The following is a 23,639-nucleotide window of genomic DNA, read 5'->3' on the forward strand; positions in this document are numbered from 1 at the left end:
GTAACCCCAGCGTGTTGGGAGCGCTCCCATTCCGAGAGGACTTTCATGAGACATCGTCTCCTCGTCGCGCTCGCCGTCCTCGTCTTGTCCGTCTCCACGGCGCTGGCCGGCGCGGGCACCGCCATGGCCGCGGTGGCCTGCTCGGTCACGTACGTGAAGTCGTGGGACAGCGGCGGCGGCTTCGGCGCCAACGTCACCATCACCAACACCGGCGATCCGCTGACCTCCTGGCGGCTGACCTACACCTGGCCCGGCAGCCAGCAGGTCACCCAGGGCTGGCAGGCCAACTGGAGCCAGTCGGGCCAGAACGTCACCGCCACCAACCTCAGCTACAACGGCAGCCAGGCCACCGGCGCCCAGTGGACCATCGGCTTCAACGGCTCCTACAGCGGCACCAACACCAACCCCACCAGCTTCGCGATCAACGGCGTGACCTGCGGCGGCACCGGCCCCGACCCCGGGCAGCAGGCCATCCAGGTCAGCCCGGCGGCGGTGATCGTGCCCGAGGGCTCCAGCGCCACCTACGGCGTCCGCCTGGCCACGCAGCCCTCCGCCAACGTGACCGTCACCTCGGCCGCCGGCAGCGGCGACGCCGACCTGACCATCACCTCCGGCGCGAGCCTGACCTTCACCTCCGCCAACTGGAACACGGTCCAGAACGTCACCGTGTCGGCCGCCCAGGACAGCGACACCACCAACGGCACGCGGCCCATCACCGTCGCCTCGACCGGCCTGACCAGCGTCGCGGTCACCGCCACCGAGGCCGACGACGACGCGCCGCAGAGCAACTCGTACCTGACCGAGTTCACCAACCAGTACAACAAGCTCAAGGACCCCGCCAACGGCTACTTCTCGCCCGAGGGCATCCCGTACCACTCCGTCGAGACCCTCATCGTCGAGGCCCCCGACCAAGGCCACGAGACGACGTCCGAGGCGTTCAGCTTCTGGCTCTGGCTGGAGGCGCAGTACGGCAGGGTCACCGGCAACTGGGCGCCGTTCAACAACGCCTGGAACGTGATGGAGCAGTACATCATCCCGTCGGCCGCGGGCCAGCCGGGCGGCTCCTCCACCTACAACCCGAGCGACCCCGCCGATTACGCGCCCGAGAAGCCGCAGCCCAGCGGCTACCCGGTGGCGCTGGACACCGGCGTCGTCGCCGGCCAGGACCCGCTCGCCAACGAGCTGCAGAGCACGTACGGCAACCGCAACATCTACGGCATGCACTGGCTGCTCGACGTGGACGACGTCTACGGCTACGGCACCGGCCGCGGCGCCAGCCTCAGCGAGTGCGGCGACAACACCAAGCGCGTCACCTACATCAACACCTTCCAGCGCGGCCCGCAGGAGTCGACCTGGGAGACCGTCGCGCACCCGTCGTGCGAGACCGGCCGCTACGGCAAGTCCGGCGCCGGCTACCCGCCGCTGTTCATCCAGGGCGGCGGCGCCAACCAGTGGCGCTACACCAACGCCCCCGACGCCGACGCCCGCGCCGTGCAGGCCGCGTACTGGGCGCTGACCTGGGCCACCGCGCAGGGCAAGCAGTCGCAGCTGTCCACCACCCTGTCCAAGGCCGCCAAGATGGGCGACTTCCTCCGGTACTCCTTCTACGACAAGTACTTCAAGAACCCCGGCTGCACCTCGCCCTCCTGCACTCCGGGCACCGGCAAGAGCAGCTCCTCGTACCTGCTGAACTGGTACTACGCGTGGGGCGGCGACACCGGCGGCGCCTGGGCGTGGCGGGTCGGCTCCAGCTCCTGGCACCAGGGCTACCAGAACCCGCTGGCCGCCTGGGTCCTGTCGCCCTCCGGCCCGGCCTCGCTGCGCCCGCAGTCGCCGACGGCCGCCTCCGACTGGCAGACCAGCCTGAACCGGCAGCTCGACTCCTACCTGTGGCTCCAGTCCGCCGAGGGCGGCATCGCCGGCGGCGCGACCAACAGCTGGAACGGCTCCTACGAGGCGCCGCCCGCCGGCACGCCCACCTTCTACGGCTGGGCCTACGACCAGCAGCCCGTCTACCACGACCCGCCGAGCAACCGGTGGTTCGGCTTCCAGGCGTGGTCGCTGGAGCGGGTGGCCGAGTACTACTACGTCACCGGTGACGCCAAGGCCAAGTCCATCCTCGACAAGTGGGTGCCGTGGGCTCTGGCCAACACCACGTTCGGCGCCGGCGGCAACTACCGCATCCCCAACGACATGACCTGGTCCGGCGCCCCCGCGGCCAGCTACAGCGGCGGCGGCGTCCCCGGCCCCAACCCAGGACTGCACGTCACCGTGGTCAACACCACCAACGACGTCGGCGTGGCCGCCGCCTACGCCCGCACCCTCGCCTGGTACGCCGCCAAGTCCGGCAGCGCCACCGCCAAGGCCGGGGCCAAGAACCTCATCGACGGCATCCTCACCCACAAGGACTCCAAGGGCGCCACGGTGAGCGAGACCCGCGAGGACTACAACCGCTTCGACGACCCGCACAACGACGCCACCAACACCGGCCTGTACATCCCGCCGGACTACACCGGCAAAATGCCCAACGGTGACGTCATCAGCTCCGGCAAGACGTTCCTCGACATCCGCTCCTTCTACAAGAACGACCCCGACTGGTCCAAGGTCCAGAGCTACCTGAACGGCGGCTCGGCGCCGTCCTTCACCTACCACCGCTTCTGGGCGCAGGCCGACATCGCCATGGCCGCGGCCGACTACGGCACCCTCTTCCCGAACGGATGACCGCTCCATGACCCGACCCATCACCACGAGCCTGATCGTGCTGCTCGCGCTGATGGGCGCGCTCCTGCTGATCCCGCGGCCGGCCTCTGCGGCGACCGGTCTGCGGGTCAGCGGGACCCGCGTCGTCGAGGCGAACGGCAGCGCGTTCGTGATGCGGGGCACCAGCCACGCGCACACCTGGTACCCCAGCGAGACCGGCTGATCTGCGTGCTGGAGAACCACGACACCACCGGCTACGCACAACGGCGCGATCGCGGCGGGCGGGACGGCCACGTTCGGGTTCCTGGGCAGCTGGAACGGCACCAACGCCGCTCCTGCCCTGTCCTGCTCCCGCACTCCCTGATCCGGCCTAACGGAAGGCGGCGGCGATCTCGGCGAGCAGGGCGTCGAGGTCGCCGCGCAGGCCCGGCTCCACCGCGCCCTCCCGCAGCCGGTCGCCCAGCTTGCGCCGCACCTCCGCGACCCCGCCGCGCGAGGTGACGTGCGCCAGCGTCTGACGCAGGTCCAGCGCCACGTCAGGACGGATCCGCCCGGCCGCGGCCCCCGCCGCCAGCTCGTCGTGGAAGCGGCCCAGCGCGTGGGGGAGGGGGCGCGCCGCGAACGTGAACCGCGGCGAGGAGGAGACCAGGGGCAACGTGGAGACCAGGGGCGCCGCCGCTGGGAGGTCGGCGCGCGTCTCGGGGGGCTGTGGCTCGGCCACCACCGAAGGTGGGCCGGACGGCACGCGGGTTTCCTGCTCGGCGGCCCGCGGTCCGAGCCACAGCACCGTCCCCGCGACCGGCGCCAGCGCCAGCACCGCCAGGCCGTACCTGAGCCTGCGGCGCGCCGCCGAGCGGCGCAGCGCGGCTGTGAGCTGGTCGGCCACCTCGCCCGCCGTGGGGCGCCGCGCGGGCGACGGGTCGAGGCAGCGCCGGCACAGCAGCCCCAGCTCGCCGGGCACCCCGGCCGGGCGCGGGCACGGCCGGCTCCGGCGCGCCGTCTCCAGCTCCTCCCACGTCCGCTCCGGGTACGGCGGGGCGCCGGTGACCATCTCGAAGAACAGCACCCCGAGCGCGTACACGTCCACGGCCGGGTGGACGGGCACGCCGGCCAGCCGCTCCGGCGCGACGTACGGCGGCGTGCCCCGCTGGTCGTCCGGGTCCCCCGCGGGGGCGGCGATGCCGAAGTCGAGCAGCTTCGGCCCGGAGCCGGTGAGCAGCACGTTCTCCGCGGACACGTCCCGGTGGACGATGCCCTGCCGGTGCGCCGACTCCAGCACCCGGGCGATCCGCGCCGCCGTGGCCGCCGCCTCCTGCCACGGCAGCGGCCCCGCCGACAGGCGCTCGGCCACGGGCACGCCGTCGAGCAGCCGCATCACCACGTACGCGGCGACCCGGCCCTGCGCCGTGACCGTCTCGCCGTAGTCGTAGATCTCGATCGCGTCCGGGTGCTCCAGCCGGGCGGTGGTCCTGGCCTCCCTGCGCGCCAGCTCCCGCTCGTCCTGCAGCACCTTCACCGCGACGAGCCGCTCCAGCGACGCGTCCCGCGCCCGCCACAACACCGACGTGCCGCCGGAGGCGATGCGCTCCAGCAGCACGTAACGACGGGCCAGGACGTCCCCCGGCTCATGCTGATTCACGGACGATCAGCTCCGCGGGCAGGATCGGGTTGACGGACACGGTCCCGGACAGCAGCAGCCGGATGGCGAGGATCGCCAGCTCCTCCACCGGCTGGCGCACCGTGGTCAGCGCCGGCACGGTGCGACGCGCCACCGGTGAGTCGTCGAAGCCGATCACCGCGACGTCGTCCGGCACCCTGCGGCCGGCGCGGGCCAGCGCGTTGATCGCCCCGGCCGCCATCAGGTCCGACGCGGCGAACACCGCGTCCAGGCCGGGCGAGCGCCGCAGCAGCCACTGCATGGCGTGCGTGCCCGACGGCAGCCCGAAGTCGCCGTACGCCACCGGCACGTCGGTCGACCCGGCCTGCCTGAGCGTCCCGACGAAGCCCTCCAGCCGGTCCTGCGCGGCCGGCAGGGTCGGCGGGCCGGCGATCACGCCGATCGAGCGGCGCCCGCTGAGCAGCAGGTGCTCGGCCGCCTGCCGGGCGCCGTCGCGGTTGTCCACGTCGGCGTACGGGACCTTGACGTCGTCGGGCGGCCGTCCGATCCCGCGTACCGGGATGCCGGAGGTGGACAGCGTGATCGCCAGCGGGTGCTGCTTGCGGGCGGCGATCAGCAGCACCCCGTCGGCCCCGGACGCGAGCGTGGGCAGCATGCCCGGGTCGGCGGGCGGCACGGTCATCACCATCATCGGCAGGCCCAGCTCGGCCAGCGCGTCGCCGCCGGCCGACAGGAACCGCGCGTAGTAGGGATCGGAGAACAGCCGGTGGAGATGGTCGCAGATCACCACCGCCACCCCGCCGGCCGCCCGGCGCGCCGGAGCGCCGCGGGGCGCCCGGTGGCGCACGTACCCCAGGCGTGACATCGCGTCGTAGACCTGACGGCGGGTCGACGTGCTGACCCTGACCGTGCCAGTCAATACGCGCGAAGCAGTGGCCTGGGAGACCCCGGCCTCGGCCGCTACCTGTGCGAGCGTGGGCAAATCGGTCACGGCGCACCTCGCCCAAGATCTATTGGGAGCGCTCCCTAAACTACCAGTGTTTCGGGTCTGTTAACAGATGCAGTCACGTGCCCGGTCAGGAAGTGAAGGTCGCCGCGCCGGCCGTACGGGTGCTCCGGAGGTCATCCCAGCAGCTTGCGGGCCGCCTGCTCGATCTCCTCCTCCGACAGCAGCACGTGGTTCGCCGCGCCGCCGAGGGGGATGAAGCTGTCGGAGGACGTGACCCGGGCGATCTGCCCCGAGAAGCCGGCGTCCACCAGCTCGGCCACGATGCCCTCCGACACCGCGCCGGTGTGGCGGGTCTCGTCGGCGATGAGCACCTTGCCGGTCAGCTCCGCCGCCCGCAGCAGGTCCTCGACGGGCAGCGGCGCCAGCCAGCGCAGGTCGAGCACCCGGCAGCTGAAGCCCTCCTGGGTGAGCCGCACGGCGGCCCGCAGGCTCATCCGCACCCCGTTGCCGAAGGTCACGATCGTCAGGTCCCGCCCGTCGCCGTACGAGCGCGCCCGGCCGATCGGCACGTGCGTCTCGCTCCAGCGCGAGGGCGGCGTGTACGGCGCCAGCCAACCGCCGTCGCCGTCCTCGAACAGGTCCTTGGTGTGGTAGAGCGCGATCGGCTCCAGGAACACGCACACCGACCCCTCGGTGCGGGCCGCCGCCAGGCAGGTGCGCAGCATGGCCGAGGCGTCGTCGGGCCGCGACGGCGAGGCGATGACCACCCCGGGGATGTCGCGCAGCGCCCCCACGGCGTTGTCGTTGTGGAAGTGGCCGCCGAACCCCTTCTGGTAGGCGTAGCCGGCCACCCGCACGACCAGCGGGTTGCGGTAGGCGCCCCTGGAGAAGAACGACAGCGTCGCCGCCTCGCCGCGGATCTGGTCGAGCGCGTTGTGCAGGTACGCCAGGTACTGGATCTCGGGCACCGGCAGCATCCGCGACACCCCCGACCCGAGCGCCAGCCCGAGGATGGCCTGCTCGTCGAGGTGCGTGTCGAACACGCGGCCCGGGCCGAACCGCTTCTGCAGGCCGCGGGTCACGCCGTAGACGCCGCCCTTCTTGGCGACGTCCTCGCCGAAGACCATCATCTCGGGGTGGACGGCCAGCGCGTCGGCCAGCGTGCGGTTGATCGACTGGCAGAGCGTCATCGGCTTCTCCGCCTCGGGCGGTGCGCCGGCGAAGGCCCGCTCCCTGACGGACGGCTCGGCGGCGACCGGCGCGATCTTGGCGATGAGCTCGGGCCGGCGCGGCGCGAGCGGCGCCATGATCTCCGCGGCCGAGCCCAGCCGGGGCGCGCGCGTGGTCTCCAGCGCGATGCGCAGCACGTGCTCGCGCGTCGACTCGTACTTCCTGAGCAGCTCCTCCGGCGTGACCAGGCCCGCCTCGACGAGCAGGCGGGCGCCCACGACCAGCGGGTCGTGCTCCAGGTCGGCGCGCAACTCGCGCTGGGTGCGGTACGCCGACTCGACGTCGGAGCCGGCGTGACCCATCAGCCGCACGGTCCTCAGGTGCAGGAAGGCGGGGGAGCGGTGGGTGCGCACGTGCTCGGCGGCCCGCACGGCGGCGTCGTGGGCCTCGACCAGGTCCCAGCCGTCGGCGGAGAAGTACGCGATGCCGGGGCGCCGCGCCGCGGCCTCCACCCAGCCCTTCGGGGTGCGCACGCTGATGCCGATGCCGTTGTCCTCGCAGACGAACAGGATCGGCATCGCCTGCCCCTGGTGGGTGGCGTACGCGGCGGTGTTGAAGCCGGTCAGCGCGGAGGCGTGGTTGATCGAGGCGTCGCCGAAGCTGCACACCGCGATCGCGTCCTCCGGCCAGGCCGTGCGCACGCCGAGCGCCCGGCCCCGCTCGATGGCGAAGGCCACGCCGACCGCGCGCGGCAGGTGGCTGGCGATCGTCGAGGTCTGCGGGATGATCGCCAGGTCGGGATGGCCGAAGACCTTGTGCCGGCCGCCCGCGATCGGCTCCTCGGCGGCGGCGCACAGACCCAGGAGGACGTCGCGCAGCCCCTGGTCGGGCAGCCGCCCGGCCTGCTCGGAGCGGGTGAGGTAGAAGGCCCCGGAGCGGTAGTGGAGCAGCGCCGGGTCGGTGGGCCGCAGGGCGGCGGCCACGGCCGCGTTGCCCTCGTGGCCGGCCGAGCCGATCGTGTAGAAGCCTTCGTCGCGCTCGCGCAGCCAGCGGGCGGCGATGTCGAGCAGCCGGCTGTCGAGCTGGCGATGGAACAGGGTCCTGGCCTGATCGCCGGTCAGCGAGCTGCCGTCGCGGATGGGGCGTGCCGGATCCCGGACCGGAGCCGCCGTCAACGCCGTCGCCGCCTGGATGAAGTGAGTCTCAACTGTGTCCCGCGCCACAAGCCCGATTATGTCCCCTGCCGCCGCCCGCGTCTGCTCGTCGGCCGTGGCATGTTGTGGACCGGTCCGATTAACGGTGATCTATGAGAGATTGTCAGATTTGCGAACACTTACGGGTTCCTGTGCGTCTATTGAGTGAAAACGTGGCACCCTCAATTGCCGCGTTGAACCACTGGGGTCTCTGAAAGGAACCCGTATGTTACAACGCATCCGTACGGCCGCCATCGTGCTCACGATGGGAGCCGGGGGCCTGGTCATGGCCCCCGCCGCCTCGGCCGCCGCGGCACCCGCCATCTCCAAGGTGAGCGTCAGCCCCGGGTCGATCGTGGTCTTCGACAAGGCCGTCCCGGCGACGTTCTCCTTCACCACCAAGGACGTCGGCTCCACCGAGCTCCAGCTCAAGCCGCCCGGCGTGAGCGCCGGCAGCCCGATCGCGCTCACGGCCAAGCCGTTCGGCCAGTGGACGAAGTGGACCGGCACCCGCGCGTTCGAGGCCAAGGACGCCGGCACGTGGAACGTCCTGGCCATCGCGCACGGCTCGGGCTCCTCGGGCGAGAAGTCCGTCACCGGGACGTTCGAGGTCCGCAAGGCGCTCGACACCAAGATCGTCGACTTCGACGCCGACCCCGACCGGGTCTCGCGCGGTGACGCGCTCAGGGTCTCCGGCACGCTCCTCGCCGGCGGCAAGGGGTACGCCGGGCAGTCCGTGACGATCACGTTCCGCGAGCAGGGCACCGACGCCTACCGGCACGTCACCAAGGCGACCACCGGCGCCGGCGGCGCCTTCGCCGCCCGTGTCCGCGCCGACGCCACCGGCTGGTGGCGGGCCGAGTTCGGCGGCAACACCGAGGCCGTCTCCTCCGTCAGCGACACCGACCGGGTCGACGTGCGGGTCCGCGACCGCGGCACGGCGATCACCGGCTTCGACGCGACGCCCGACCCCGTCGACAAGGGCGCCACGCTCCGCTTCGAGGGCACGCTGCGCTCCGGCGGCCACGGCCTGCCCGGCCAGCGGGTGGCCGTCCAGTTCAAGGCCCGCGGCTCCGACCGCTGGGAGTACGTCACCAGTGACGTGACCGGACGCCACGGCCGCTTCGAGGCGTCCGCGACGGCCGCCGAGTCGGGCTGGTGGCGTGCCGTCTACCGGGGCACCAGGGGCTTCGACGGCTCGGTCGGCCACGCCGACTGGGTGCGGGTGGTCGAGCCCACCCCGCCGCCGGTGGAGCAGGCCGACACGCGCGTCGTCGCGTTCAACGCCTACCCGGAGCCGGTCAAGCGCGGCAGGTACCTGAAGGTCAAGGGCCTGCTGCAGATCGACGACGAGGGCACCTGGGAGGGGTACGCGGGCAAGGTCGCGCTGTACTTCAAGCCCGCCCACTCGCGCTCCTGGCAGTACGTCAAGACCACGTGGTCCGGTGACAGCGGCAAGCTGTCCACCAAGGTCAAGGCGTGGAAGTCGGGCTCGTGGAAGTTCGTCTTCGCCGGCGACGACGACGCGCGGGGCGACAGCAGCCGCTCGGACTACGTCCGCGTGGTGAAGCGGTAACACCCGCCCAACGCTGAGGCCCGGGAGCTCACCCCGGGCCTCACGCGTGTGCTAGGCGCGCTCGGGTGCCTTCGCACCCAGGCTGACGAGCATGGCCTTGATGTCGGTCATGTCGCCTGTGAGCCCTGTGACCGCGCCCTTGAGGTGGGCGATGTCCTGCTCGACTCGACCGAACCGCTGGTCGATGGTCTCGAACCGTTGATCGATGGTCTCGAATCGCTGGTCGATGACGTCGAACCGTTGATCGATGGTCTCGAACCGCTGGTCGATGACGTCGAACCGTTGATCGATGGTCTCGAACCGCTGGTCGATGACGTCAAATCGCTGGTCGATGGTCTCGAACCGCTGGTCGATCTTTTCGAATCGGCCGTCGACCTGCTCGAACCGGAGGTCGATCAGATCGAGACGCCCGTTGACGTGCTCGAAGCCCTGCTTCATCTCGGCCCGGGTGTCGCTGATCCGCGAGTCGAGTTCCTTGAAGCGGAGGTCGAGCGCCTTGAGGACGTTTCGGCCGACGATGTCGACGCGATCGTGCAACACGCCGAACCGCTCTGCGATGCTCGTGTCGGGCATGCCGCTCACTGTACGAGCTTCGAGAGCGGCGACCCGTACTTTCAGACGATCCATTTCCACATGCAGGTCAAGCATTGGGGTTCCTTTCGCGAAGTGATCGACGGGTGTCGCTCGCCTGCCTGCCGCGGAGAGAACATTACAAGAAGTACTCGTACCGTCGCTCTCCGAATGTGGAAGTGTGCGCCACTAGTCCGCCCGCCGGAACTGCGCGATCCCGGCCACCAGGAGCGCCAGACCCAGGACCGTCACCAGCCCCAGTTCCAGCCCACCCCGAGCAATGCGAACAAACCCGCGAGGGTGAGACGCCCGCTCGCTTGCGAGGGGAGGGATGTCAACCGGTATCCGTTCTTCGAAAAAAGAAACGGTGTTAGCGGGCGTTAACGGCGGCGTCGATGGCGGCACGGGCCATCGCGCGCAGCAGCGGGCGCATGTCGCGCGCCGGCAGCTCTCCCGCGCTGTACGGGGTGGAGTTCAGCAGCCCGAAGACCGCGTGGGTGGCGGCGCGCAGCCGGGCGGCGGGGCAGCCCGGGTGCAGCTCCGCCAGCACCGTCACCCACTCCTCGACGTAGAGGCGCTGCAGCCGCCGGATCCGCCGCCGGTGCGGCTCGGGCACATTGCCCAGCTCCCTGTCGTGCACGGTGATCAGCGCCGGCTGCTCAAGGGCGAAGGTGATCTGCACGTCGAGCAGCGCGTTCAGTGTCTCGGCGGAGGAGGCGGCGGGTGTCGCGGCGGAAGTGACGACGGCGGCGGCCGACTCGCGCAGCCGGGAGCTGACGTCGAGCAGCATCTCGGCCAGCAGGGCCTCCTTGCCGGCGAAGTGCCGGTAGAGTGCCGGGCCCGAGACGCCGACCGCCGAGCCGATGTCCTCGATGGACACGCCGTGGAAGCCTCGGGAGGCGAACAGCCGGGCGGCGGCGTCGAGGATCTCGGCGCGCCGATTGCCGCGGTTGCGGGTAGGGGTACGGGCGGTCGTCACGTCTCACATGCTAGACGGTTACGTTAACGGTGACTAACATCTCGAACAGGACGAGAGGGGAGTCATGAGCGACTGGCCCGTATTGAGGTCGTCCGCCGATCCCGGCGGCGAGGACTTCAAGCGCAACGCCGAGCGCAACGAGGGGCTCGCCGCCGAGCTGCTCGAACGGCTCGCGATCGCGGCGCAGGGCGGCACCGAGCGGGCGCGCCGCCGCCACGTCGAGCGCGGCAAGCTGCTGCCGCGCGACCGGGTCGACGGCCTGCTCGACCCCGGCTCCCGCTTCCTGGAGCTGTCGCCGCTGGCCGCCAACGGTCTGTACGACGACCAGGCCCCCGCCGCCGGCATCATCACCGGCGTCGGCCGGATCTCCGGCCGGGAGTGCGTGGTCGTGGCCAACGACGCCACGGTCAAGGGCGGCACGTACTACCCGATCACCGTGAAGAAGCACCTGCGCGCGCAGGAGGTGGCGCTGCACAACCGCCTGCCCTGCGTCTACCTCGTCGACTCCGGCGGCGCGTTCCTGCCCAAGCAGGACGAGGTCTTCCCCGACCGCGAGCACTTCGGCCGCATCTTCTACAACCAGGCCACGATGTCCGCGCTCGGCATCCCGCAGATCGCCGCCGTCCTCGGCTCCTGCACGGCGGGCGGCGCGTACGTCCCCGCGATGAGCGACGAGGCCGTCATCGTCCGCGACCAGGGCACCATCTTCCTCGGCGGCCCGCCGCTGGTGAAGGCGGCCACCGGCGAGGAGGTCACAGCCGAGGAGCTCGGCGGCGGCGACCTGCACGCCCGGGTCAGCGGCGTCACCGACCACCTGGCCGCCGACGACGCCCACGCGCTGGCCATCGTCCGCGACATCGTCTCCACCCTGGCCCCCCGCGCGCCCCGGCCGTGGCCGGTCGCCACGCCCGAGGAGCCCCGCCACGACCCGCGCGAGCTGTACGGCATCGTGCCCGGCGACACCCGGCAGCCGTACGACGTGCGTGAGGTCGTCGCCCGGATCGTGGACGGCTCGCGGTTCCTGGAGTTCAAGGCCGAGTACGGCCCGACGCTCGTCACCGGCTTCGCGCACCTCCACGGCCACCCGGTGGGGATCGTCGCCAACAACGGGATCCTGTTCAGTGAGTCGGCCATGAAGGGCGCCCACTTCATCCAGCTGTGCGACCAGCGCGGCATTCCGCTGGTGTTCCTGCAGAACATCAGCGGCTTCATGGTCGGCAAGGCGTACGAGGCGGGCGGCATCGCCAAGCACGGCGCCAAGATGGTCACCGCCGTCTCCTGCGCCCGGGTGCCCAAGCTCACCGTCGTCATCGGCGGCTCGTTCGGGGCGGGCAACTACGCGATGGCCGGGCGGGCGTACTCGCCGCGCTTCCTGTGGATGTGGCCGAACGCCCGCATCTCCGTCATGGGCGGCGAGCAGGCGGCCAACGTCCTCACCACGGTCGGCTCGGCCGACGCCGACGCCGTCCGCGCCCAGTACGAGCACCAGGGCAACCCGTACTACTCGACGGCCCGGCTGTGGGACGACGGCGTCATCGACCCGGCCGACACCCGCACCGTCCTCGGCCTGGCCCTGTCCGCGGCGGCCAACGCCCCGCTCGAACCCGTCCGCTACGGCGTCTTCAGGATTTGACATCCTCACCTGCCTGCGGGCAGGTGATTCCAACGGCAACAGCTACTCAATGAGGAGGAGGTCGCGTTGAGGTTCACGGTTCACAGGCTCACCCGACGACGAGCCTCCCCGTGCGGACACGGCATGCCCTGCCGCGTATGCGATGTTACGTGCCGCGTTCACATCGGCGTTGGCGGCGTATCCGCAGGAGCGGCAGCGGAAGACGGCTTGGCTCTCGCGCGCCTCCCGATCCACGATCCCGCACACCGAACAGCGCTGGCTCGTGTACGCGGCTTTGACCTTGACGACGCGGCCCGGAGCCTTCTGCCCCAGCCGCGCCACCAGCATCCCCCATCCCGAGGCCAGAATGCCCCGGTTCAGGCCTGCCTTCTGCCGCACACTCCGCCCTGGATTCGCGACACTGCCTCGTGCCGACCGGATCATGGCAGAGATCTTCAAGGCCTCGACGCCTATCACGTCGAACTCACGGGCCACATAGGTGGACGTGCGCTCCACCCAGTCCTTGCGTCGGTCGCGCTCGCGGGTCTTCAACCTGGCGATGCCCAACTTGAGCCTGTCTCTCCGCTTGGAACCTCGCTTGGCGCGGGCCAACCGGCGCAGCAGGCGTATCAGTCGCGCCTTCTCCGTCTCACGCAGGCCGGGTACCAGAAACTGCTCGCCGGTGGACAGCGCAGCCGCAACTGCAACGCCCCGATCCACGCCTACCACTGCCCCGTTGCCGGGTGCGGGGATCGCCTCTGGAACGACGGCGAAGGCGACATGCCAGCGACCTGCCGCATCTCGGGTGATCCGATAAGACTTCACGCCGGCGGAGACAGGACGCGACCAGCGAAAACGCACCCAACCCACCTTGGACACCCGTACCGCGCCCACACGCCGCGACAGGCGCCGCACCTCCCGCGATGTCGTCGCGACAATGCGGAACCCCTCACCGCTCCCGCGCCTGCGCCACGTCGGCCGTCCGTGTGTGCCGGTGAAGAAGTTGCGCATGGCCTGGGCGAAGTCCTTGAGCGTCTGCTGCTGCACGATCACCGAACCGGCACGCAACCAGGCGGACGTCCGCCGCGCTGCGGTGAGCTGACGGCACTGCTCGGTGAACCCGGGAGCGCTTCTCCGTCCCGGTCGCCAGTGCCCGTGCTGCTCTACCGCGAGGTTCCAGACGAACCGGGCATGCCCATAATGCTCCAGCAACGCAGCCTCCTGGGCTTGCGTCGGCTGAAGGCGATACCGGCACACGCTGGTCAACCTAGCTCCGCCCACCGACAAAACCGGGAGATGCCGATGCCCTGCCGTTCCGCGCTTCCTCCCTGTCCTGCGGGGCGGGGCAGCCGCGCTGAAAGCGCTCGGTGACGCTCGCCATGGCCCACATGCTGTTCGACACCGTCCTCGTCGCCAACCGGGGTGAGATCGCCGTCCGGGTGATCCGCACGCTGCGGGCGCTCGGCATCACCTCGGTCGCCGTCCACACCGCCTCGGACGCGGGGGCGCGGCACGTGCGGGACGCCGACCTGGCCCTCCAGATCCCGAAATATCTGGACATGGAGGCGATCGTGGCGGCGGCCCAGGCGTCCGGCGCCCAGGCGGTCCACCCCGGCTACGGGTTCCTCGCCGAGAACGCCGCCTTCGCCCGCCGCTGCGCCGAGGCCGGCCTGGTCTTCGTCGGGCCGCCGCCCGAGGCCATCGACGCGATGGGCGACAAGATCCGCGCGAAGGCGACCGTGTCGGCCGCCGGTGTGCCCGTCGTCCCCGGCGCCGCCGAGCCCGCCGAGTCGCTGGCCGAGTGGAGCGCCTTCCCCGCCCTGATCAAGCCCTCCGCCGGCGGCGGAGGGAAGGGCATGGTGCTGGTCCGCTCGGCCGCCGAGCTGCCGGACGCGATCGAGTCCGCCCGCCGTACGGCCCGCGCCGCGTTCGGCGACGACACGCTGCTCGTCGAGCGCTACGTCGCCAACCCCCGCCACATCGAGATCCAGGTCCTGGCCGACGCGCACGGCGGCGTCGTCCACCTCGGCGAGCGCGAGTGCAGTCTCCAGCGCCGCCACCAGAAGATCGTCGAGGAGGCGCCGTCGCCGTTCGTGGACGCGGACCTGCGCGCCCGCATGGGCGCGGCGGCCGTCGAGGCGGCCCGCGCGGTCGGCTACACGGGGGCAGGCACGGTCGAGTTCATCGTGGACGGCACGACCGGCGAGCACCACTTCATGGAGATGAACACCCGCCTTCAGGTCGAGCATCCCGTCACCGAGCTGGTCACCGACCTCGACCTGGTCGAGCTCCAGCTCCGGGTGGCGGCGGGCGAGCCGCTGCCGTTCGCGCAGGACGACGTGCGGCTGCGCGGGCACGCGGTGGAGGCCCGCGTCTACGCCGAGGACCCGGCGCGCGGCTTCCTGCCGACGGGTGGCCGTGTCCTCGCCCTGGACGAGCCCGCGGGCGAGGGCGTGCGGGTGGACTCGGGGCTGACCGCGGGCATGGTCGTGGGCAGCGAGTTCGATCCCATGCTGGCCAAGGTGATCGCCTGGGCCCCGTCCAGGGAGGCGGCGCTGCGGCGGCTGGACCAGGCGCTGGCCCGGACCGCCGTGCTCGGCGTCACCACGAACGTCCCGTTCCTGCGCGCCCTGCTCACCCACCCCGCGGTCGTGGCGGGCGAGCTCGACACCGGATTGGTCGAGCGGGCCCTGCCCGGCCTGCCGCTCACCGGCGAGCCCTCCGCGGAGGCCCTGGCCGCCGCCGCGCTCGCCTTCCACGCCCAGCCCCCGGGCGCCGACCCGTGGGACGTCGCCGACGGCTGGCGGGTCGGTGAGCGGGCGTGGACGACGTGGCGGCTGGAGTCGCGTGGCATGGTGCACGCCGTCCAGGTGCGCGGCCTGCCGTACGGCTCCTCCGGCACGGGCCGGGCCGCGGAGGCGGCACACGCGGCGGAGGCCACGGCGGCCGCCGAGGCGCGGCTGCCCGGCGACGACTCCGGCCGGGCCACCCCCGCGCGGATCCGTCGGGACGGCTCCCGGCTGTCCGTCACGCTCGGCGGGCGCACCCGTCACTACACGCACGCCCGTGACGGCGACACGCTCTGGCTCGCCGCTGACGGCGCCGCGTGGGCGTTCACCCGCCACCTCATCGGCGACCCCGGCGACCGCCCCGGCGCGGCCGGCTCCGGCGACGGCGTCGTCCGCAGCCCCATGCCCGGCACCGTCCTGGTGGTCAAGGCCCAGGTGGGCGACCAGGTCGCCGAGGGTCAGCCGCTGCTCATCGTGGAGGCCATGAAGATGGAGCACACCGTCACCGCCCCGCTCGCCGGCCGCGTCACCGAGCTGCCCGCCCAGGCCGGCCGCCCGGTCGACATGGACGCCGTCCTGGCCGTGGTCGTACCCGAGGCCCCGGCCACGCGGGACGCCGCGGTCACACCCGAGGAGGCGTCCTGATGCGCCGGCCGTACGGACTGGAAGGTCTGCCCCACCACGTCACCGTCTACGAGGTCGGCCCGCGCGACGGCCTGCAGAACGAGGCCGCGGTCGTTCCCGTCGAGGCGAAGGCGGAGTTCGTCCACCGCCTCGCCGACGCCGGACACAAGATCATCGAGACGACCAGCTTCGTCCACCCCCGGTGGGTGCCGCAGCTCGCCGACGCCGACGAGCTGCTGGCCCGGGTCGAGCGCAGGCCCGGCGTCCGCTACCCGGTCCTGGTGCCGAACGAGCGCGGCCTGGACCGGGCGCTGGCCCGCGACGTGGACGAGATCGCCGTCTTCGCCAGCGCCACCGAGACGTTCGCCGCCAAGAACCTCAACCGCAGCCTGGAGAGCCAGTTCGACATGTTCGAGCCGGTCGTCGCCCGCGCCCTGGCCAACGGCGTCAGGGTGCGCGCGTACGTCTCCATGTGCTTCGCCGACCCGTGGGAGGGTCCCACGCCCGTCCAGCAGGTCGTGGAGGTCGGCGAGCGGCTGCTGGGGCTCGGCTGCCACGAGCTGTCGCTCGGCGACACCATCGGCGTCGCCACGCCCGGTCACGTCACCGCGCTCATCGAGGCGTTCGGCTCGCCCGACCGGCTCGCCGTCCACTTCCACGACACGTACGGCCAGGCGCTCGGCAACACGCTCGCCGCGCTCAGGGCCGGAGTGACCACCGTCGACGCGTCCACGGGCGGCATCGGCGGCTGCCCGTACGCCGAGTCGGCCACGGGCAACCTCGCCACCGAGGACCTCGTCTGGATGCTCGACGGCCTCGGCGTCGAGACCGGGCTCGACCTCGGCCGGCTCGTGGAGACCAGCACCTGGCTGGCCCGGCTGCTCGGCCGGCCCAGCCCGTCCCGCGTCGTCCAGGCCCTCTCGAAAGGCTGACCACCCATGCTGACCGGCGAGTACGAAGAGCTGCGCAAGACCGTCGAGGCGTTCGCCCGCGACGTCGTCGCCCCGGTGATCGGCGAGCACTACGAGCGGGAGGAGTTCCCGTACGGCATCGTGCGGCAGATGGGCGCGATGGGCCTGTTCGGGCTGCCGCTGCCGGAGGAGTACGGCGGCATGGGCGGCGACTACTTCGCCCTCTGCCTGACGCTGGAGGAGCTGGCCCGGGTCGACTCCAGCGTGGCCATCACCCTGGAGGCGGCCGTGTCGCTGGGCGCCATGCCGATCTACCGGTTCGGCACGCCCGAGCAGCGCCAGGAGTGGCTGCCCAGGCTGGCGACGGGCGAGACGCTGGGCGCGTTCGGCCTGACCGAGCCCGGCGGCGGCTCCGACGTGCCGGGCGGCATGCGCACCACGGCCGTCCTCGACGGCGACGAATGGGTGATCAACGGGACCAAGGCGTTCATCACCAACTCCGGCACCGACATCACCGGCGTGGTGGCGGTCGCGGCCCTCACCGGCGAGCGGGAGATCTCCACGATCCTCGTGCCCAGCGGCACGCCGGGCTTCACGGTGTCGAAGAAGTACTCCAAGGTCGGCTGGAACGCCTCCGACACCCGCGAGCTGGCCTTCGGCGACTGCCGTGTGCCCGCCGCCAACCTGCTGGGGGAGCGCGGGCGCGGTTACGCCCAGTTCCTGCGGACCCTCGACGAGGGGCGCGTCGCCATCGCCGCCATCGGCGTCGGGCTGGCGCAGGGCTGCGTGGACGAGTGCCTGCGCTACGTACGGGACCGCAGGGCGTTCGGCCACCCGATCGGCCACTACCAGGCCATCCAGTTCAAGATCGCTGACATGGAGGCCCGGGCCCACACCGCCCGCCTGGCCTACTACCACGCGGCCGAGCGGATGCTGGCCGGGGAGTCGTTCAAGAAGGAGGCGGCCATCGCCAAGCTGGTCTCGTCGAACGCCGCCATGGACAACTCCCGCGACGCCACGCAGATCTTCGGCGGGTACGGGTTCATGAACGAGTTCCCGGTGGGCCGCTTCTACCGCGACGCCAAGATCCTGGAGATCGGCGAGGGGACGAGCGAGGTGCAGCGCATGCTCATCGCCCGCCAGCTCGGACTCGGCGACCTCTGACCCGTTGCCGCTCGGATCGGTGAGGTTCAGCCCGAACCCTGGACCAGGGCGAACCACTTCTCGTGGGCGCCGCCGAACGCGCCCTGACGCGAGCCCACGGCCGTCATCAGCATGGCGGCCGTCTCCTCCGCCCGGGCGACCACCTCGGCCGGGTAGCCCAGCAGCACCTGGTGATCGGCGAACTCGTCCTCGTCGTCCAGGAACAGCCGCCCGTCGCGCATCCGGATGACGTCCAGGTCGAGGTCCACCATGGTGACCTCGCCCTCGCGCCACTCGGGCACCGTCGTGACGTCCACGTACACGTCCGTGCGGTGCGACGGGGCGTGGAAGCTGGCCGTCCACCACGCCTCGCGCGGGAACAGCATCACGATCCCGGTCTCCCACGTGACCGGCGGGTCCGCGCCCTTGCGGGCCAGGGTGCCGTCAGGCACCCCGACCCACGCGCCGTGCTCGTCCTCACCGAGGAGCGTCCCCCGGTGGTGCCAGTGCAGCGCGCCACCGTACTTGCGGTAGACGACCATGATCTCGCTCACGTCCGGAACGCTAACCCACGGACCCGTGTGCCGCCCAGGGGAGGGCCCCCTACGGTGAGGATCATGACGTCGATCGACACCGTGGGGACGGCAGGGGAGCCGGTCATCAGGCCGGCCCGGGATTCGGACGCGGACGAGCTGTTCGCGCTGGCCCGGGAGTTCGCGACGACGTTCCGGCCCGGGCGCGACGCGTTCGACGAGGCGCTGCCGCGGCTGCTGGGCGACGAGGACGCCCTGCTGGTCACCGCTGTGAAGGGCGGGCGGGTCCACGGCTACCTGCTGGGGTTCACGCACCTGACCCTGTTCGCCGACGGGCCGGTCGACTGGGTGGAGGAGGCCATGGTGCGGCCCGGATCGAGACGGCAGGGCATCGGGCGGGCGCGGCTGGAGGAGTCGGCCGCGTTCTTCCGCAAGATGCTCAGGTAGGGAGCCCGTACGGCCGGGCTCGTCCTGTCGGGGGCGGATGGCATCCTGTAGGGCGTGACGATCCACATGGTGAGCCCGCTGTTCGTCGGCCGGGCGGGCGAGCTGGCCGCGCTCGGCGACGCCCTGGCCCGCGTCCGCGCCGGGGCGTCGTCCACCGTGCTCGTCGGAGGCGAGGCCGGCGTGGGCAAGACGCGGCTGGTCGGGGAGTTCACCGGCCGGGCCGGCGACGCGCTGGTGCTCGTGGGGGGCTGCCTGGAGCTCGGCACCGAGGGCCTGCCGTTCGCGCCCTTCAGCGCCGTGCTGCGCGGCCTGGTGCGCGAGCGGGGCCGCGACGGCGTCGCCGCGCTCGTGCCCGGCGGCACCACCCGCGGCCTGGCCCGGCTGCTGCCCGAGTTCGGCGAGCCCGACCGCGACGGCGCGGAGGCCCGGGCCAGGCTGTTCGAGCAGGTGCTCGGGCTGCTCGAACGGCTGGCGGAGGACCAGCCGGTGATCCTCGTCATCGAGGACGCCCACTGGGCCGACCGCTCCACCCGCGACCTGCTGTCGTTCCTGGTCCGCTACCAGCGCTCCGACGCGGGGCTGCTCATCGTCGTCACCTACCGCACCGACGAGCTGCGCCGCACCCACCCCCTGCGCCCGCTGCTGGCCGAGCTGGCACGGGTCGGCTGGGTGAGCCGGATGGAGCTGCGCAGGCTCACCCGCCGGGAGGTCGTCGAGCAGGCGGCGAGCATCCTGGAGCGCGAGCCGAACGCCGCCGACATCGAAATGATCTACGCGCGCAGCGAGGGAAACCCGCTGTTCGTGGAGGCGCTGCTGAGCGAGGCCGGCGGCGGCGTCGCGCTGCCCGAGTCGCTGCGCGACCTGCTGCTGGCCGGCGTCGAGCGGCTGCCCGAGGACACGCAGGAGCTGCTGCGCGTGGCCAGTGCCGGAGGCCAGCGCATCGAGCACGCGCTGCTGACGGCCGTCTCGGGCCTCGACGACGCCGAGCTGTCGGGCGCCCTGCGTCCCGCCGTCGCCGGCAACGTGCTCGTCGTCGACGGCGAGGGCTACTCCTTCCGCCACGCGCTGATCCGCGAGGCCCTCCACGACGACCTGCTGCCCGGCGAGCACACCCGCCTGCACACCCGGTTCGCGCAGGCGCTGGAGCGCGACCCGTCCATCCTGCCCGCCCCGCGCGGCGCGATCGAGCTGGCCCACCACTGGCACTCCGCCCACGACGCCACCTGGGCGCTGGTCAGCGCCTGGGCGGCCGCCGCCGCCGCGCGCAGGTCCACCGCGTACGGCGAGCAGCTGCGCATGCTGTCCCGCGTCCTGGAGCTGTGGGACAAGGTGCCCGACGCCGCCGAGCGCATCGGCTGCGACCACGTCGGCGTGCTCTACCAGACCGTCACCGTCGCCCATCTCGCGGGCGAGTACGAGCGCGGCATCGCCCTGGCCGGCGCCGGCATGAAGGAGCTCGACCCCGGCGCCGACCCGATCCGGGCCGCCCGGCTGCTGCGCAAGCGCGGCATCATCCGCTACGACCTGGGCCGGTTCGGCCACATCGACGACCTGCGCCAGGCGGCGGCCCTGGTGGCCGACGGGCCGATTCGGCTGCGCGCCCAGGTCCTGGAGAACCTCGCCCGCATGCTCCACTCGGCCGACCTGTGGGCCGAGCGGATCGCCACCGCCCAGCAGGCCATCGACCTGGCCCGCCAGGCGGGTGACCCCACCGTCGAGGCACGCGCCCTGATCGCCCTGACCTGGGCCCGTTGCCGCGACTACTCCCAGATCGACGCCCACCTCGGCGGCTTCGCCGAGGCCCGGCGGCTCGCGCTCAGCGCCGACGCCTACAACGCGCTGCTCGCCTGCGCCATCTCCGAGTCCGACACGCTGGAGGGCGCCGGACGGCACGAGCGGGCGGCGCAGGTGGCCCGCGAAGGCGTCGCCGAGGCGGAGCGGTACGGCGTGGCCCGCACCTCGGGCGCGTTCCTGTCGATCAACCTGGTCGAGCCGCTGGTGTCCCTCGGGCGGTGGGACGAGGCCCTCGACGTCATCGAGCACGCGCTCGACCTCGTGCCCCCGCCGCCGTACCAGGCCAGTCTCCAGGGCATGGGCATGGACATCGCGCTGGCCCGCGGGGAGCTCGACCGGGCCGAGGAGCTGTTCGACCGGGTCCGGTCCGTGGTGTCGCGCGGCGTGTTCCGTGACCAGACGATGCTGCCGCAGGCCGAGAGGGAGATCAGCCTGCTGCTGGCGCGCGGCCGGGCCGACGAGGCGCGGGAGGCGGCCGTGCGGGCCCTGCGGGACGACGTCCCGGACGCCGGGCCGCGCTACGTGTGGCCGCTCCTGGTGACCGTCGCCAGGCTGGGCGAGCCGCTGCCGCCGGAGCTGGCCGCGGTGGCGGCGTCGACGAAGGTCCAGGGGGCCGTGCAGCGGGCGCACCACCTGACGTTCACCGCCCTGACGGGCCCCGGCCTCGGCGCCGAGGAGCGGCTCAAGGCGTGGGACGAGGCCGTGGCGGCCTGGGCGGCGCTGTGCCAGCCGTACTCGGAGGCGCTGACCCTCGCCGACGCGGCGCGGGCCGCGCTGGCGTGCGGCGAGCGGCAGGAGGCGGCGGCCCGCGTGGCGCGCGCCCGGGAGCTGGCCGAGCCGCTGAAGGCCGCGCCGTTGCTGGCTGAGCTCGACGCCCTGGTGGGCCGCGCGCAGGTGGCTTCCGGGCGGTCGAGGGGCGCGGCCGGGCCCGACGGCGCGCCGGTGGGTTCGCCGCTGGGACTGACGGCCCGCGAGCTGGAGGTGCTCCGGCTCGTCACCGCCGGGCGCAGCAACCGGGAGATCGCCGGTGAGCTGTTCATCGCCGTCAAGACGGTGAGCGTCCACGTCTCCAACATCCTGGCCAAGCTCGGCGTCGCCTCACGAGGCGAGGCCGCGGCCACGGCCCACCGCCTGCGCCTGTTCGCGGGCCCGCAGTGATCCCGGGCCTGTTCGCCGGTCCGCAGGGATTGCGGGCCTGTTCGGAGGACTGCGGCGGTCCCTGCCGGGCCGGGCCCGGTCAGGCGGTTTCGGCGCTGAGGGTCTGTGCCACGGAGCGGCGGGCCGCCAGGCGTGCGGGCAGGGCGGCGAGCGCCGCTGTCGCCAGGAGGGTCGCGAGCGCGGCGGTGAGCATCCAGGAGATGGGCGGTGTGCTCCTCTCCCCGACGCTGAGGAGCACGCCGACGCCCAGGGGCACACCGGCGACGGCGCCGGGCAGGGCGGACAGGAGCTGGGCGGTGGACAACCCCGCGGAGATCTGTCCGGGGGTGGCGCCGAGCGCGCGTGCGATGGCCATGGTGGTCCGGGCTTCCATGGCCGTGGTCCAGGTGAGCGTGACGGTGTTCACGGTGGCGAGCGCGAGCACCAGGACGGTGACCGCCAGCAGCAGCCGGCGGTCGTGAACGTCTCGCAGGTCGGGCAGGCCGGAGGAGCCGAGGCCGTACCCCCTGACGGGCCGGGCGTAGAGGGTCAGCAGGGCGACGATCGCGACCAGTGTGGCGGCGGTGGAGCACGCGTGCTGCACGGCGCGGCCCGGCCCGCGGGCCGTCAGGCGCAGCCCGAGCAGCAGCGGGGTGGGCAGCAGCGCGGACAGCGCGGTCAGCCGCGGACGGTGGCGAGGCCGGCGGGCGGTGCCGGCCAGTGCTGTGCCGGGCAGTGCGGTGACGGTCGCGGTTCGCAGCACCCGCAGGGTGGGACCCACGATGGACAGTGCCGCCACCGCCACGGCGAGGACGGTCGTCGCGGCGATGGTGGCGCCGGCCGGTCCGGCGACATCGCCGATCCGGCTGGCGGTGGGGCTGGCGATGGCGGGCTCGGCCAGGCGGGCGAGCGTCAGCCCCAGCGCGTCGGCCAGCAGCGCCAGAGCCAGGTACTCGGTTAGCAGGACGGCGGCGATCAGGCCGGGGGTGGCGCCGACGGCCTTGAGCAGTCCCGCTCGCCGGGTCCGCTCGAAGGCGCGCCCCGCGGCCAGCGCGGCCACTCCGGTGACGGCCAGGAAGCTGAGCAGCCAGCTGCCGACGACCAGGATCGGCCGGCTGGTCCTGAGGATGACGGCGTCCTGGTCCGCCTTGAACTGCCAGGTGTCCAAGGTCACCCTGGTGGCGGAGATGTGATGGGCGTCGACGAAGGCCCGGGTGGCGGCGGGGTCGCGCAGCTTGAGATCCAGGGCCGTGGTCACCGGGAGATCCGGCGTGGCCAGTGCCCGGGCGTCCGACGGGGTGAGCCAGGCCAGGCCGCTCGGGTCGCTCGGGCCGCCGTGCGGGCCGATCTGCGCCGCCCAGGGGTAGATGGAGGTGGCCGCCGTCACGGCGATCCCGACGACAGGGTACGAGCGGCCGGCGATGGTGACGTGCTCGCCGACGTGGACGCCCAGCGCGGTGGCGAAGCCTCGTTCGAGAACCGTGCCGCCGGGGCGTAGCCAGCGGCCCGAGGTCACCAGCGGCCGGTTGACCGCCCCGGGTGTCTCGGCGGCCTCGTGCACCACCACGCGGGAGGAGGAGCCGCGCGCCGTGAGGGTGGTGTAGACGATGCGGTAGGGGCCGTTGTGGGCGACGACGCCGGGGGCGCGCACCAGCGCGTCCAGCGCCGGGGCGACGGCGGGGCCCTGGTCGGGGGCGAGCGCGACCACGTCGGGCCCGGCGGTGGCCGCCCGGGTCTGCTGGTAGAGCGCCTGGCTCGCCCCCCGCAGGGACAGGCCCAGGGCCAGGGTGGCGGTGGCCGCGGTCACCGCGAGCAGGAGCATCGCGGCCTGGGCCCGGTGCCGGCGGACGTCGGCCAGGACGAGGCGGACGACGAGCACGATGCGGCCCATGGC

The 23,639-nt window shown here is 72.6% G+C and carries 18 protein-coding genes; 10 read left to right on the plus strand and 8 right to left on the minus strand.

The features are described 5' to 3' along the window. Nucleotides 1-45: 45 nt before the first annotated feature. Genes AB0H64_RS14975 through AB0H64_RS14985 form a run of 3 tightly spaced genes read left to right on the plus strand, consistent with a single transcriptional unit; the run spans nucleotide 46 to nucleotide 3,064 of the window. Nucleotides 46-2,721 (plus strand): glycoside hydrolase family 48 protein, encoded by a 2,676-nt coding sequence (locus tag AB0H64_RS14975; protein ID WP_357624005.1) that lies wholly within the window; start codon nucleotides 46-48, stop codon nucleotides 2,719-2,721. A 7-nt stretch (nucleotides 2,722-2,728) separates the two neighbouring features. Then, nucleotides 2,729-2,923, plus strand: a complete 195-nt coding sequence (locus tag AB0H64_RS14980) for a hypothetical protein (protein ID WP_357624007.1) — start codon at nucleotides 2,729-2,731, stop codon at nucleotides 2,921-2,923. A 48-nt stretch (nucleotides 2,924-2,971) separates the two neighbouring features. Then, entirely contained in the window at nucleotides 2,972-3,064 is a 93-nt protein-coding gene (locus AB0H64_RS14985; RefSeq protein WP_357624076.1) for a hypothetical protein, read from the plus strand. Between the two features lie 6 nt (nucleotides 3,065-3,070). On the opposite strand, the gene AB0H64_RS14990 is transcribed toward AB0H64_RS14985, so the two are convergent. From AB0H64_RS14990 to AB0H64_RS15000, 3 genes are all read right to left on the minus strand, one after another. Continuing rightward, nucleotides 3,071-4,339 (minus strand): serine/threonine-protein kinase, encoded by a 1,269-nt coding sequence (locus AB0H64_RS14990; RefSeq protein WP_357624009.1) that lies wholly within the window; start codon nucleotides 4,337-4,339, stop codon nucleotides 3,071-3,073. Next, entirely contained in the window at nucleotides 4,326-5,309 is a 984-nt protein-coding gene (locus AB0H64_RS14995; protein WP_357624011.1) for a LacI family DNA-binding transcriptional regulator, read from the minus strand. Before AB0H64_RS14995 ends, AB0H64_RS14990 begins: the two co-directional genes overlap by 14 nt. Nucleotides 5,310-5,440: 131 nt before the next feature. Continuing rightward, a complete protein-coding gene (locus AB0H64_RS15000; protein WP_357624013.1) occupies nucleotides 5,441-7,660 on the minus strand; it encodes a thiamine pyrophosphate-dependent enzyme in 2,220 nt (739 codons plus the stop codon). Between the two features lie 196 nt (nucleotides 7,661-7,856). Here AB0H64_RS15000 and AB0H64_RS15005 point away from each other — a divergent pair, with 196 nt between their 5' ends. Then, complete coding sequence (locus AB0H64_RS15005) at nucleotides 7,857-9,206, plus strand: hypothetical protein (RefSeq protein ID WP_357624014.1); 1,350 nt, start codon at nucleotides 7,857-7,859, stop codon at nucleotides 9,204-9,206. A 51-nt stretch (nucleotides 9,207-9,257) separates the two neighbouring features. Here the strand turns inward: AB0H64_RS15005 and AB0H64_RS15010 are convergent, their stop codons facing one another. Together AB0H64_RS15010 and AB0H64_RS15015 are read right to left on the minus strand one after the other, a co-directional pair. After that, entirely contained in the window at nucleotides 9,258-9,854 is a 597-nt protein-coding gene (locus AB0H64_RS15010) for a hypothetical protein (protein WP_357624016.1), read from the minus strand. A 292-nt stretch (nucleotides 9,855-10,146) separates the two neighbouring features. Continuing rightward, nucleotides 10,147-10,755, minus strand: a complete 609-nt coding sequence (locus tag AB0H64_RS15015; protein ID WP_357624017.1) for a helix-turn-helix domain-containing protein — start codon at nucleotides 10,753-10,755, stop codon at nucleotides 10,147-10,149. 64 nt (nucleotides 10,756-10,819) lie between these two features. Between AB0H64_RS15015 and AB0H64_RS15020 the strand changes: the two genes are divergently transcribed. After that, entirely contained in the window at nucleotides 10,820-12,388 is a 1,569-nt protein-coding gene (locus AB0H64_RS15020; protein WP_357624019.1) for a carboxyl transferase domain-containing protein, read from the plus strand. Between the two features lie 42 nt (nucleotides 12,389-12,430). Here the strand turns inward: AB0H64_RS15020 and AB0H64_RS15025 are convergent, their stop codons facing one another. Then, the gene (locus tag AB0H64_RS15025; protein ID WP_357624021.1) at nucleotides 12,431-13,648 is read right to left on the minus strand and encodes a transposase; all 1,218 of its coding nucleotides are present in this window, start codon (nucleotides 13,646-13,648) and stop codon (nucleotides 12,431-12,433) included. Between the two features lie 107 nt (nucleotides 13,649-13,755). Here AB0H64_RS15025 and AB0H64_RS15030 point away from each other — a divergent pair, with 107 nt between their 5' ends. The 3 genes from AB0H64_RS15030 to AB0H64_RS15040 are packed head-to-tail and all read left to right on the plus strand — an operon-like array spanning nucleotide 13,756 to nucleotide 17,855. Next, nucleotides 13,756-15,801 carry a biotin carboxylase N-terminal domain-containing protein gene (locus AB0H64_RS15030; RefSeq protein WP_357624077.1) on the plus strand — a complete coding sequence of 682 codons (2,046 nt, stop codon included), beginning with the start codon at nucleotides 13,756-13,758 and terminating at the stop codon, nucleotides 15,799-15,801. Further along, nucleotides 15,801-16,712 carry a hydroxymethylglutaryl-CoA lyase gene (locus tag AB0H64_RS15035; RefSeq protein WP_357624023.1) on the plus strand — a complete coding sequence of 304 codons (912 nt, stop codon included), beginning with the start codon at nucleotides 15,801-15,803 and terminating at the stop codon, nucleotides 16,710-16,712. The genes AB0H64_RS15030 and AB0H64_RS15035 overlap by 1 nt, the downstream gene beginning before the upstream one ends. Before the next feature lie 6 nt (nucleotides 16,713-16,718). Continuing rightward, nucleotides 16,719-17,855 carry an acyl-CoA dehydrogenase family protein gene (locus AB0H64_RS15040; RefSeq protein WP_357624024.1) on the plus strand — a complete coding sequence of 379 codons (1,137 nt, stop codon included), beginning with the start codon at nucleotides 16,719-16,721 and terminating at the stop codon, nucleotides 17,853-17,855. A 26-nt stretch (nucleotides 17,856-17,881) separates the two neighbouring features. On the opposite strand, the gene AB0H64_RS15045 is transcribed toward AB0H64_RS15040, so the two are convergent. Next, complete coding sequence (locus tag AB0H64_RS15045) at nucleotides 17,882-18,388, minus strand: DUF402 domain-containing protein (protein WP_357624026.1); 507 nt, start codon at nucleotides 18,386-18,388, stop codon at nucleotides 17,882-17,884. Nucleotides 18,389-18,451: 63 nt separating this feature from the next. Here AB0H64_RS15045 and AB0H64_RS15050 point away from each other — a divergent pair, with 63 nt between their 5' ends. Beyond that, nucleotides 18,452-18,814, plus strand: coding sequence for a GNAT family N-acetyltransferase (locus AB0H64_RS15050; protein ID WP_357624028.1), 363 nt, complete (start codon nucleotides 18,452-18,454; stop codon nucleotides 18,812-18,814). Nucleotides 18,815-18,868: 54 nt separating this feature from the next. Beyond that, on the plus strand, nucleotides 18,869-21,766 hold the full coding sequence (locus tag AB0H64_RS15055) for an AAA family ATPase (protein ID WP_357624030.1): 2,898 nt from the start codon (nucleotides 18,869-18,871) through the stop codon (nucleotides 21,764-21,766). Between the two features lie 79 nt (nucleotides 21,767-21,845). On the opposite strand, the gene AB0H64_RS15060 is transcribed toward AB0H64_RS15055, so the two are convergent. Then, nucleotides 21,846-23,636, minus strand: a complete 1,791-nt coding sequence (locus AB0H64_RS15060) for an FtsX-like permease family protein (RefSeq protein WP_357624031.1) — start codon at nucleotides 23,634-23,636, stop codon at nucleotides 21,846-21,848. Nucleotides 23,637-23,639 lie beyond the last annotated feature (3 nt).

The sequence above is a fragment of the Nonomuraea sp. NPDC050733 genome (assembly GCF_040654215.1).
Taxonomy (GTDB): Bacteria; Actinomycetota; Actinomycetes; order Streptosporangiales; family Streptosporangiaceae; genus Nonomuraea.